The 9,913-nt window shown below is 67.2% G+C and carries 16 protein-coding genes and 1 pseudogene; 9 read left to right on the top strand and 8 right to left on the bottom strand.

The window, feature by feature from the left end:
* Positions 1 to 897: DUF4410 domain-containing protein (locus VFR64_03475; GenBank protein HET9488806.1), on the bottom strand; the 897-nt coding region annotated here is incomplete at its 3' end.
* Positions 898 to 1,402: 505 nt separating this feature from the next.
* Between VFR64_03475 and VFR64_03470 the strand changes: the two genes are divergently transcribed.
* A complete protein-coding gene (locus VFR64_03470; GenBank protein ID HET9488805.1) occupies positions 1,403 to 1,735 on the top strand; it encodes an SHOCT domain-containing protein in 333 nt (110 codons plus the stop codon).
* A 165-nt stretch (positions 1,736 to 1,900) separates the two neighbouring features.
* Positions 1,901 to 2,302, top strand: coding sequence for a carboxymuconolactone decarboxylase family protein (locus VFR64_03465; GenBank protein ID HET9488804.1), 402 nt, complete (start codon positions 1,901 to 1,903; stop codon positions 2,300 to 2,302).
* Positions 2,303 to 2,567: 265 nt separating this feature from the next.
* Here the strand turns inward: VFR64_03465 and VFR64_03460 are convergent, their stop codons facing one another.
* From VFR64_03460 to VFR64_03450, 3 genes are all read right to left on the bottom strand, one after another.
* Positions 2,568 to 3,494, bottom strand: coding sequence for a helix-turn-helix domain-containing protein (locus VFR64_03460; GenBank protein HET9488803.1), 927 nt, complete (start codon positions 3,492 to 3,494; stop codon positions 2,568 to 2,570).
* A gap of 206 nt (positions 3,495 to 3,700) precedes the next feature.
* Positions 3,701 to 4,033: a YnfA family protein gene (locus tag VFR64_03455; GenBank protein HET9488802.1), complete on the bottom strand. Its 333-nt coding sequence runs from the start codon at positions 4,031 to 4,033 to the stop codon at positions 3,701 to 3,703.
* Positions 4,030 to 4,455, bottom strand: coding sequence for a helix-turn-helix domain-containing protein (locus tag VFR64_03450; protein ID HET9488801.1), 426 nt, complete (start codon positions 4,453 to 4,455; stop codon positions 4,030 to 4,032). Before VFR64_03450 ends, VFR64_03455 begins: the two co-directional genes overlap by 4 nt.
* A gap of 320 nt (positions 4,456 to 4,775) precedes the next feature.
* Here VFR64_03450 and VFR64_03445 point away from each other — a divergent pair, with 320 nt between their 5' ends.
* The 7 genes and pseudogenes from VFR64_03445 to VFR64_03415 all read left to right on the top strand — a co-directional run bounded on the left by VFR64_03445 (position 4,776) and on the right by VFR64_03415 (position 7,621).
* Entirely contained in the window at positions 4,776 to 5,447 is a 672-nt protein-coding gene (locus tag VFR64_03445; protein ID HET9488800.1) for an adenylate/guanylate cyclase domain-containing protein, read from the top strand.
* 56 nt (positions 5,448 to 5,503) lie between these two features.
* A pseudogene (locus VFR64_03440) lies at positions 5,504 to 5,683 on the top strand (glutaredoxin family protein).
* 297 nt (positions 5,684 to 5,980) lie between these two features.
* Positions 5,981 to 6,190, top strand: a complete 210-nt coding sequence (gene merF, locus VFR64_03435) for a mercury resistance system transport protein MerF (GenBank protein ID HET9488799.1) — start codon at positions 5,981 to 5,983, stop codon at positions 6,188 to 6,190.
* The gene (locus tag VFR64_03430; GenBank protein ID HET9488798.1) at positions 6,187 to 6,582 is read left to right on the top strand and encodes a hypothetical protein; all 396 of its coding nucleotides are present in this window, start codon (positions 6,187 to 6,189) and stop codon (positions 6,580 to 6,582) included. The genes merF and VFR64_03430 overlap by 4 nt, the downstream gene beginning before the upstream one ends.
* A complete protein-coding gene (locus VFR64_03425; protein HET9488797.1) occupies positions 6,579 to 6,899 on the top strand; it encodes a metal-binding (seleno)protein in 321 nt (106 codons plus the stop codon). Before VFR64_03430 ends, VFR64_03425 begins: the two co-directional genes overlap by 4 nt.
* Before the next feature lie 65 nt (positions 6,900 to 6,964).
* Complete coding sequence (locus VFR64_03420) at positions 6,965 to 7,168, top strand: rhodanese-like domain-containing protein (protein ID HET9488796.1); 204 nt, start codon at positions 6,965 to 6,967, stop codon at positions 7,166 to 7,168.
* A gap of 3 nt (positions 7,169 to 7,171) precedes the next feature.
* On the top strand, positions 7,172 to 7,621 hold the full coding sequence (locus VFR64_03415; GenBank protein HET9488795.1) for a CBS domain-containing protein: 450 nt from the start codon (positions 7,172 to 7,174) through the stop codon (positions 7,619 to 7,621).
* Positions 7,622 to 7,714: 93 nt separating this feature from the next.
* On the opposite strand, the gene VFR64_03410 is transcribed toward VFR64_03415, so the two are convergent.
* From VFR64_03410 to VFR64_03395, 4 genes are all read right to left on the bottom strand, one after another.
* Positions 7,715 to 7,924 (bottom strand): SHOCT domain-containing protein, encoded by a 210-nt coding sequence (locus VFR64_03410; GenBank protein ID HET9488794.1) that lies wholly within the window; start codon positions 7,922 to 7,924, stop codon positions 7,715 to 7,717.
* 25 nt (positions 7,925 to 7,949) lie between these two features.
* Entirely contained in the window at positions 7,950 to 8,825 is an 876-nt protein-coding gene (locus VFR64_03405; GenBank protein HET9488793.1) for a cytochrome c oxidase assembly protein, read from the bottom strand.
* The gene (locus VFR64_03400) at positions 8,822 to 9,355 is read right to left on the bottom strand and encodes a class I SAM-dependent methyltransferase (protein HET9488792.1); all 534 of its coding nucleotides are present in this window, start codon (positions 9,353 to 9,355) and stop codon (positions 8,822 to 8,824) included. The genes VFR64_03405 and VFR64_03400 overlap by 4 nt, the downstream gene beginning before the upstream one ends.
* Before the next feature lie 94 nt (positions 9,356 to 9,449).
* The coding region (locus VFR64_03395) for a multicopper oxidase domain-containing protein (protein ID HET9488791.1) at positions 9,450 to 9,913 on the bottom strand (464 nt) is incomplete at its 5' end.

Below are 9,913 nucleotides of genomic sequence, written 5' to 3'. Positions count from 1 at the left end.
CGACGTCCGGGCTGATTGCGCTGGCACCACAGCCAGCTCCAGCTCGATCTCCCCGACCACATCCCAGTAGAGCGGCGTCGTGTCGGTGCGGACCCAGAATTTCCTGAGTCGGCCATCGGCGGTCAGATCCTGGCCCGAGTCCACCACGCGATAGCCGGCCGCGATGAGATCGTCCCGGAGCGCCTGCCCGACGGCGTCGGCCACGTTCTGGCCGAGGTGGACCTCGCCCATCGAGACGCCGAAGGCGGCTTCCCGTGTCCCGATGCGGCCCCGGTCCGGACGCTCGTCGGTCACCCCGGCCAGCTTGATCTTCGCCGCTTGCTCACCCGGTGAGGGCACCGCCGCCTGGTCCGCTCGCGGGGTGAGGTAGACCACGAACTGTCCCCCGCGCTCGATCCTGACCTTGAGATCGCGGGCGATGTCACCGGCGACCGTGTCGAAGATCTGCTTCCAGGCGCCGATCGTGTAGGCCCCGCCCCAGTGCACGCTGCGCTGATGCACGAACGACGCTGCGACGGCGCCGGTTTGCGCCTCTTTCACAGCCCCTTCCACGGCCAGCACGGTGCTGCCGTACCCGGGCAGCACCCACCGCTGGAAGGCGTTGCCCGGCCGGTACTCGGTGATCCGGAGATCGAGTGCGAAGTGCTCGGGGCGGGCCTGCCTCGTCCATTCGAGCCGCTCCTCCTGTAACGCCGCCAGCATGGCCTGGCGCAACATCCCTTCGACATCGACGTCGAAGGTCTGCCCGCTCGTGTTCGTCACCTCCCGCAGCTGGACCAGCGCGCCCGGTTTCGGCAGCAGGCCCGAGCCCCCGGTGACCGCCACGCCGGGGCCGGCGCATCCGTTAACTGCGATGACCAGCAGGCCGGCCACCAGCACGCTCAGCGTCTGGGCCATGCTCCCTCCTCCTTCGCCTCTCGCGAGTCCGGTCGCCACCCGACACGATAGGAGATAGGCCGGGCTTCGACCAAAGGAAACGTCCGGCGGGGTCCCCGAAGACGGCCGGACCGTGCCCTTCTGGGAGCTCAACGTGCGCTTCAAGACAGACTCCAGCCCGCAGGGACCGGCTCCCGCCCGGGCCCGTGCTTGCTGCGGGCGGGGATGCAGGGCGACCGGGCGTCGCTCGTGTTCGCCTCGCTGCAGGAGATCAGCGGAACAGTGGGACGGAAATGTCCATGAACGGGTCGGCCGCGCCGCGGTGGGACGGCACGCCCGCCCCACCGGCATGAAGGGGTCGTCTCCGCTGTCGAGAGAATCTCGCTCTTTCCAACGCTTGCCTGGCACCGCTCTTTGGCAGGTTTGATGCTCTGACAAGAGCGGACCGATAGGCGCTGCCAGCCGTATGGTCGCGCTGGGCTCCTGCGAGGCGTGTCACGGGAGACCGGCGTGCAAGGGCTGTTACATGCTTGCCACCGCAGGCACTGCGCCCGAACTGATCGGCCTGGGAGTGTTGCGGCTGACGATCACGGCCCAGGACCGTCCCTGGGACTGGGGCGCGCATCCGATGATGTGGGGATGGGGTGCGTGGGGCCTGGGGATGATGGTGATGATGTTTTTCTTCTGGGCACTCGTGATCGCGGGCCTCGTGCTCGGCATCCGGTGGCTCGTGCGACAAGGCGACGAGTCCCGGGGCGAGCCGCGCGCCGACCGCGCGCTCCAGATCCTACGCGAGCGCTATGCGAGAGGTGAGATCGGCGAGGAAGAGTTCGAAGCCAGGAAGCGGGATCTCACGTGAATGTTGATGGAGCATCTCCTCGTCCGCGCCTCGCTCTACAGGAAGATCCGGCTGGAGCCTGAGCTTGTGATGGGCTGATCGGTATGCACGGTGAGACGTGGCCGCGTCGCAGGGATGAAGCGCTGGCCGGTGAAGCCACGCCCGCACCTAGCCAAAGGAGCACCAATGGCATCCATCAAGATGATCTCTGAAGACGAAGCCGGTGGCCGTGTGAAAGCTATCTACGAGGACATAAAGCAGGAATTCGCTATCGATTTTGTCCCGAACCTGTACAGGGTCATGGCGTCTAATCCCGGCTACCTCGAGGCGAACTGGAACAAGGTGAAGGCGGTCATGTTTGCCTCGGGTCAGCTCGACCGCCTCACCAAGGAGATCATCGCGGTTGCCGTGTCGGCTGTCCAGGGATGTCGTTATTGACTGCAGGTACACACTTCTGCGGTGCAGAAGTTGGGTCTGGACGATGCTGCTGTACTCGAGCTCATGGCGGTCGTCGACCTGTTCAGTGGCTTCAACAAGCTAATGGACGGTCTCCAAGTCGAGCCGGACGAAAAGCCCTGGTATGGCTGAGGGGCGGCGGCCGTGAAGATGCCGTGAGCATCTCAGAACGGATGGGGCGGTGGTGGCTGCGGCGCGATGACCCCGGCCCGTGGGTCAGCAGGTGCGTGACCACCAGGGCCCTGCAGGCCGGGTCGACCTCCCTGTCGAGCAGCCCACGAGGTTCGAGCTTGCCGTCAACGTCAGGACCGCCAAGGCGCTCGGCCTCACGATCCCGCGATCACTGCTCTTGCGGGCAGGGGTTAGCGGTGTTCGCCGCCATGTCGATCGTGCGGCGTTAGCGCCGCGACTTCGGCGTGACGATCTTCCCCCGCCAGAGCGCTCGGCGGGCGAAGACGCGATGGCCCTCGAGATCGATGTCCTCCCACCGCAGTCCGAGCAGCTCGCCCCGGCGCATCCCGGTCAGCACCGCGCACAGGATCAGCGTGCGCGTCGGCTCGTCCGCGGCATCGAGGAGTCGCCGGATCTCCGGCGGTGTCAGGATCTGCATCTCCTGCTCCTCGCCGCGCGGTCGCTCCGCGTACTGGGCCGGGTTGGCGTCGAGGTAGCCCCACTGGACCGCGTGCTGCTTGAGCATCTCCTTGAGTACCACCATCACGTTCAGGACGGTCTTGGGCGAGAGGTCCTCGGCCAGCAGCGCCTTCATGAAGTCCCGCACGTGCGGCAGCGCGATCGCGTCCAGGCGCATCTGGCCGAAGAACGGAACCACGTGCAGCCGCAGGCGGCTGCGACAACTCTCGGCCGATGACTCCTTCATGCGGCCGAGGCGAACCTGCACGGTGACGTAGTCCTCGTTCCACTTCGTCGCGAACTCCTTCGTCGTGATCGGCTGCCTGTCGAGGCGGAACTTCCCGTGGCGACGCTCCCACATGCGCTCGGCCAGGACCTTCCTGGCCTCGTGGAGATTCGGTCCGATGGTCTGCCACCGGCGCCGGCCCGCCGCGTTGTAATACCGGAGCGCGTACTCTTCGACCCAGGCTGCAGGTTCGTCCTGATCGAACCGCAGGTATTTCCCGAGCTTCACGTGAGGGATGCTGTTGGTGCGCGTGCGCTCGTACAGCCAGCTCACCGGAACCCTGAGGAGGTCCGCGGCTTCCTTGACTGTCAGCCAGTCATGACGCTGCGCCGGGAGAGCCGACTTTCCCTCCCCGGAACGTGCTCCCGGATGACGCCCGAACCACGAGCAGGGCAAGAGGACTGCCATTTCATGAATGAGCGCCGACTCCATTGCCCCCGCTGTGCAAAGGTGCATTCAATCAGCGAATCACGGAAGCTCGCGACTGACACAGGACGCGCAGCGGTGACCAGGCGCCACCGCGACAGCGCAGTTCACCGCTCGACTGCTGCAGTTTGCCACGGTGTGCTCAGTAGCGCCGGGCGGTTGAGGGACCGAAATCGACGAAACGCCGGTCAGCCCTGCCAGCTGCCCCAGATGATGACGCTCATTCCGATGAGGACGATGGCCACGCCGGCCAGATCCCATCCCGTGACGGTGACCCGATCGACGCGCCACAGCCAGAGGAGGGCGACGCTCACGTACACGCCTCCGTAGGCCGCGTAGACACGTCCAGAGGCCGTCGGGTGGAGCGTGAGGAGCCAGGCGAACAGCGCAAGGCTAGCCGCACCCGGCACCAGCAGCCACGGCGAGCCGTTCTTCCTCAGCCAGACGTACGGTAGGTAACAGCCGACGATCTCGGCGATCGCCGTCAGCACGAAGAGACCGAAGGTCTTGAGGACGATCATGCCAGGCGGCTCCGCTCGTCGAAGAGCGCGTCGATCACAGGGCACTTGGGCACCCGGCCACCGTCGCACTGGGCCGCCATCTCTCTCAGCACCCGCTCGATCTTTCGGAGATCCACGACCTTCTCCCGGACGCCCTGCAAGTGGTGAACGGTGATCCGCTTCACCTGGGCACAGGTGTAGCGACCCCCGTCCACGAGCTTCAACAGCGTGCGGACCTCGTCGAGCGTGAAGCCGAGCTGGCGAGTTCGGCGAATGAAGCCGAGGCGCCTGGTCTCAGCCTCCGCGTAGAGCCGATGGCCTCCTTCGCTGCGCGCAGGGGGCGGCATCAGCCCGATCCTCTCGTAGTAGCGGATCGTCTCGATATTGCAGCCAGTTTCCTTCGACAGGGCACCGATGCCGCGCCTGACCGATCGTGTCGTCATCGCCATGGAGCCTCCCCCAAGAAAAGGCTTGAATCTGTAGTTACTACAGATCGTACCGTTGTGCCAGGGTACCGAGCACTCGAAACCAGAGAGAGGACTTCGATGACCCTCGAGATCAGGACGGACGGCGAGCTGGGCCACACCCGGTCGCCACGCGGACAGCGGCCTGAACGGGAACCCATGAAACGCAGAGCCAGCCGACCGCGGAGCATGCGAGGGGCGCTATGAGCGCGACCAGGGACCTCGCGCACGCTCAGGAAGTGACGGTGCCTACGTCGCCCCCCTGCCATCGGCTGATCCCACGGCTCGCGCTCCGAGACTTGGTTGACGGCGTCGCCGTCCCGGCCAAGGCGATGCGCCTGGTGGCCGCCCTCTTCGTGGACGTCGAGGGATGTGCCCGACTGTGCGAGGACCTGACGCCCCGCCGAATGAACGAGGTCATCGAGACCTACTTCGCCGAGTACCTGGACGCCGCCCGCGCGGCGGGAGGGGAGGTCACCGAAGTGCTGGGCGACGGGCTGGTGGCCCTGTTCGAGGCGCGGACTCTGCAAGAGGCCGCCCGGGGAGCGCTCGACGCGGCACTGGCCATCAAGGCCCGAACGCAGGATCTCAACGCACGCCGCCGCCGCTGGCACGACCCGATCGTCGTAAACTTGGGGCTCGAGGCTGGTCGGGCACTCACCGGCCTCACCCGGCTTCGGGGAAGCTCAGGCGAACGGTGGGTCTACGCCGCGACTGGGCCCGTGACCAACGTGGCCGCCCGCTTGTGCGCGCTGGCGCGGCACGGGCAGATCCTGACGACGCGAAAGACAGCCGCGCTCCTGCCCCCATGGTCTCGCTGCCGGTCGCTTGGCCGGCGCCGGCTCAAGAACGTGGCCCACCCAGTCGACGTCGTCCAGATCCGTCCAAAGGACCGACACGACGGCCTCCACCGCGCCGCTCCAACAGGACGAGCCGAGGGCGGACGTACCCTCACAGGAGAGCGAGGATGACGAATCGCGCGATCACGGTGTACTGGTCCTCGACCTGACAGTCGTGTCACGCGGCGAAAGAGTTTCTTTCGTCCCACGGCATCGACTTCACGGCGAAGAACGTCGCTGAAGACGCGGAAACCCGGGAGGCGTTGATCGCGAAGACTGGCCGCATGGCGGTTCCCGTCATCACGGTCGGCGACGAGGTGATCATCGGCTTCGACCGTGGCCGCTTGCAGCGGCTGCTCGGACTTTGACCGGGCCGGCCGTCCGATGCCCGGACTGCGGGGCGCTCGTTGAGCTCGCGAACGATGGCCGAACAGGTGACCTCGTGCAGTGCCCGAACTGCGCCGGTCATGCCCTGCGCGTCCGCGGGGAGGGAGATCGGTGGGCGGCAAGCCTGGCGCATCGGGTGAGCTGCCCGGACTGCGACGAGGTCATCACGCTGCCGGAGGACGCCACGGCCGGCGACACGGTCTCGTGCTGCGGGCGAACGTACCGGCTGAGCTTCGCGTACGGCGCGTTCGCCGCGGAGAAGGATGCAGGAGGATCGCATGTGGCGTGACCGCTGGTTCACCGTCGGCCTCATCGGTGCGGTGCTCGCGTGCCTCGCGTGTCTCACCCCTCTGGCCGTGATCGGCCTGGGCGCCATCGGTCTGGGCGCGTGGTTCGGCCGCCTCGACGTCGTCCTGCTGGCGGCGTTCGTGGTCTTCGTCGGGATCGCCGTCTATCGATATCGCGTGGCGTGCCGGAGGGCGCCGTGAGGCTCGGGGCGCTCGGGGTCAGCATCACGGCGTGGGTGGGCGCCGTGCTGTCGTCACTCTGTTGCCTTCTGCCGCTCGCCGTGATCCTCCTGGGGGTCGGCAGCGGTGCGTTCATGGCGGTCACCATGCAGTACCGTTGGCTGCTGATTCCCGCCGGCGTGCTCGGGGTCGCGATCGGCTTCGCGTTGTACTTCCGGGAGCGGCGCCGCTGTGCGGCCCTCGCCTGCCGGATGGCCGGCGGCCGCATCACGCTCGCGCTCCTCATCGCCGCCGCCGTGGTCGTGACGTCGGCCATCGTCCTGGATCGCTTCCCGGAGCTGACCTCGGAGCTCCTGGCTCAGATGACGACAACCGGGTCCCACGCCGGCCACGACATGGAGATACTGCGATGAGGCGGCAGGCACTTCTTTTCGGGCTCCTGTTCATCCTCGCGCTGATCGCTGCGGTTGCTTCAGCGGCGATGTCGACGGTCGTGCTGGCGGTTGAAGGAATGACGTGAGGTACCTGACCCATCGCGGTCAAGAAGGCCCTGGAGGGGCTGAACGGCGTGACTCGGGCGGACGTGAGCTTTCGGGCGAAAGAGGCGGTCATCGCCTTCGATCCGACGCAGGTGACCATCGAGAAGATGGTGGAGGCCGTGAACCGCCTCGGGTTCCGCGCCTCGCTCAAGCGGGGGGAGGGGGCGGCGCCGCCCGAGTCTCGTCAATGAGCTCTGAGCGCAACCCGAGGCGAGGCAGGGCGGGCATCCGGCAGGCAGGGGAGGGTGGTGTCGCGATGGCGAAGCACATCGATCGGCAGGGGGTGCGGGAACTGGTCGGATCAGGAGCGCAGCTCGTTGACGTGCTTCCTGAGAAGGAGTACGCGGCCGAGCATATTCCGGGCGCCGTCAGCATTCCACTGAAGTCGCTTGGTGACGAAGCAAGACGCCGGCTCGACCCGGCACGGCCGGTCGTCGTCTACTGCCATGACTACCAGTGAGACATGAGCGCGCGGGCCGCGTCGCGGCTCGAGACGCTCGGGTTCCGGCAGGTCTACCGCTATCAGCCCGGGAAGGCCGATTGGTTCGCGGCGGGACTCCCCCGCGAGGGCATGGAGGCCGGTACGGCCCGCGTCGCCGACGTCGCCGAGCGGGATGTTGCGACGTGCACGGTGGACGAGCGGGTAGGCGAGGTGCGCGATCGACTGCGTAGAACGGGCTCGGACTTATGCGTCGTCGTAGATAGCCAGCGTATCGTACTTGGCTTGGTGGAGGGCGTGAGCGCGGATACGCCTTCGGATACTCGAGTGGAATTCGTCATGCGGTCGAATCCCATCACATTTCGGCCGAACGTGCCCGTAGGGCAGCTCCCGGACTACCTGAAGGCGCCGACGACACCTCTCGCCCTCGTTACCACGTCCGACGGCGTCCTCCTCGGACTGCTCCGCAGGTAACAAAGGGCTGAAGGACGACCGCGGCAAGCAGGATCCGCCAGCGTGCGCTCTCGAGAGCCTGATCCGACCACTGTGCACGTTATTATTATAGTATCAGGCGGCCAAGTCGCGCCGGCGAGCCTCGAACTCCTCTCGACTGATCTCGCCGCGCGCGTAACGCTCTCGAAGCGCCTCGAGGGCAGCGTCACGGCCAATCGGGCGGACACGGCTCGCCAGCCACCAGATGCCCAGACCGACCGCGACGAGAATTGCGAGCCAGAAGACGGCGCCGAACAGCATCGTCCAGGGCATCCCCCACATCATGTCCACGGCGGCATCCTCCCTGCGATCACGGCCTTCCACCGCGCGAAGTCGGAAAGCGGTACGTCACGGTGAGAGCCTTCACACTTTCCGGAACGTCGGGGAGCAGCAAGTACTCGGACTCGTACTCCTCGACCTCCCCGGACGCCACTCGGACCGGGACCAGGAGTGGGCACTGCAGCAAGGCCAGGTGGTTCGCCTCGGTCGCCGGCTCGGTCCTGTGGCTCACTCGCGTCGTCAGCTCGCGGGCACCGGTATTTCTTGCCCGGACACTGACCCGAACGCGTTCGCCTCTCGCGAGCACGATCGACACCGGCGCGATCTTCACGTCCAGGGGCAGCCCCGGGTCCACGGCCGCATCGAAGGTGACTCGCACGCCGCCCGCCCAGTTCAGGAAGACGTGCCAGGTCCCGGCCTCGCGGATGAGCTCGATCGTCTCGTCGCCCTCGACGATCGGCAGGCGATGCTCGCGGGCAAGGCCGTCGAGCCGCTCGCGGATCTGCGTCCGCTCGCCGGCAGACAGCTTGTCGAGTCGATCCTCGTCCCAGTCGTGCATCAGGCGACGAATCGCCGGCGCGTTTGCGTCGGGCAGCCGGAACTTGAGGATGACGGTGGCGCGATCTCCCGCGACGGAGACGCTGAGTGGCGCGGCATCGATGTGGCGGGCGAGTTGCTCGACGGCCTCCCGCGTGAAGCCCTTCAGCTGATGCTGCTGGCGGCGAAAGGTCGCCTCGTCCTTGTGGCGGCGGTCCGTCTCCGAGATCAGTCGCCACAGGGCATCGGCATCGCTGGCATACAGGGCACGGCCGTACGCGATCGCCGTCTCCTCGGGAGACGACTTCTGGGCGCAGCCCGCGAGGACCAGGACGATCACGACACCGAGCCAGGGTTTCGCGACGTTCATGACTGCGGGGCCACGGCCACGCCCTTGTACAGATACGCCATTGGCTTCGGACCGCTCGCGTACCCGCGGTCGAGCGTCAGTGGGCTGAAGCCGGCCTCCTCGATGAGCCTGTCGATCGGTCGATTCAATTGGCAGCCGCCGGCCACTCGGGCCCAGGGCGGTGTGAGCCGGTCCTGCCACGCGCGCACGCGGGCATCGGGCGCACGCCCGTGCTCGATGAAGATGAAGCGGCCGCCGGGCTTGACCACGCGCCGCATCTCGCGGAGCGCTGGGCGGATATCCGGGATGCTGCAGAGCGTCCACGTCGACACGACCGTGTCGATGGACTCGTCAGCGACGGGTAACCGTTCCGCCGAGCCCGCCAGATACGCGATGGGGAACGGCGGCGTACCGGGACGGCGGCGACCGAGGTGCCAGAGCTCGAGCGATGGGTCCACGCCGAGAAGGGCCCGCACCTCGCGTTGATAGTGCGGCACGTTGAGCGCCGAGCCGATGCCGACTTCCAGCACGGTGCCGGAGGCCAGCGGCACCAGCTTCGCCCGCTCGGCCGCGTCCGCTGTGTTGCGCATGACAGAGGTCGATGAGGCGTGGCAGGACGACGCGGCCGTAGAACGACACGCCGGCTCACCCGACCTTGACGAGACTGATCATCCCGCCGTCCATGTGCATCGGCTTGTGACAGTGCAATAGCCAGTCGCCGGGGTTGAGGGCCGTGAACTCCACGACGGCGGAGCCCATGTGCCCGTCCACGTCGACGCTGTCCTTGACGAGCGGAGCATCGGCCGGAGCTCCGTTGATCGCCAGCACCCGGAACGACTGCCCGTGCAGGTGCATGGGGTGCGCCTCCATGCTCATGTTCCGGAAGCGCACGACGGCACGCTCACCGCGCTTCAGCGGTAGCGGGTCGGTGCGGGGCCAGACCTTGCCGTTGATGGTCCAGACTTCGCTGCCCATCATGCCGCCGCTGAGCGTCTGCTCGAAGGTGCGCGTGGCGCCGGCGGGCGACAGAATCGCTCGCCCGCGCCCAAGGCGGTACTGCCACAGCCGGAGGCCGTCGAGACTCGGGTCGGCGGGCGCCGGCCGAGCGC

It is taken from the genome of Candidatus Methylomirabilota bacterium (assembly GCA_035709005.1).
GTDB lineage: Bacteria > Methylomirabilota > Methylomirabilia > Rokubacteriales > CSP1-6 > 40CM-4-69-5.
The sequence above is the reverse complement of the archived record's forward strand: the minus strand, read 5'-3'. Positions and strand labels throughout refer to the sequence as shown.